This window comes from Mycobacterium sp. 852002-51163_SCH5372311 (assembly GCF_001667115.1).
Lineage (GTDB): Bacteria > Actinomycetota > Actinomycetes > Mycobacteriales > Mycobacteriaceae > Mycobacterium.
In genome coordinates this window covers 1-526 of record NZ_LZIJ01000168.1, presented here as the reverse complement: position 1 = coordinate 526, position 526 = coordinate 1, and the positions used below count along the sequence as shown (strand labels likewise).

Below are 526 nucleotides of genomic sequence, written 5' to 3'. Positions count from 1 at the left end.
CGGCGGACGGTCTTCGGCATTCGGTTGTGAATCTACGGCTTTCGGTGTGACGTGAGGGCGGGGTTTTCGCCGTATGAGCGCCCAGGTTTCACACTGGACGCCATAGTTTCACACTGAACGCGATACGCCATACGCTCAGCCAGCCAATGTCGTACCGGCGTGCAACGATTCGCGCATGCAACTTCAAGGAATCGAGCTGCGCTACGTGCTGACGATGTATCTGTCGCAGAATGGGCCTGCGACCATCGTCGAACTAATCGATGCGCTTGACCGGTACGGCTTTTGCGTCCGCGGCAGGCCTTCGAAGGCGGTGTCAGACGCGTTGCGTTGGGAAATCGGCAGGCATCGGGTACGACGGCTGGGCCGTGGGATGTACGCACCGGCGTACATTCCACACGCAACTGAATACCGGATCATCAACCGGGTGCGGACACTGCGGCAGTCCGCCGAGTTGTCGCGCTGAGGTGGACAAACAGTTGTGTGCCCCTCTTCCAGATACGCGTGTGACAGATGTGACTCAGCCCGT

1 protein-coding gene is annotated in these 526 nt (G+C 59.5%); it reads left to right on the top strand.

The features are described 5' to 3' along the window. Positions 1-175 precede the first annotated feature (175 nt). Entirely contained in the window at positions 176-463 is a 288-nt protein-coding gene (locus tag A5791_RS18685) for a hypothetical protein (RefSeq protein ID WP_067237125.1), read from the top strand. Positions 464-526 lie beyond the last annotated feature (63 nt).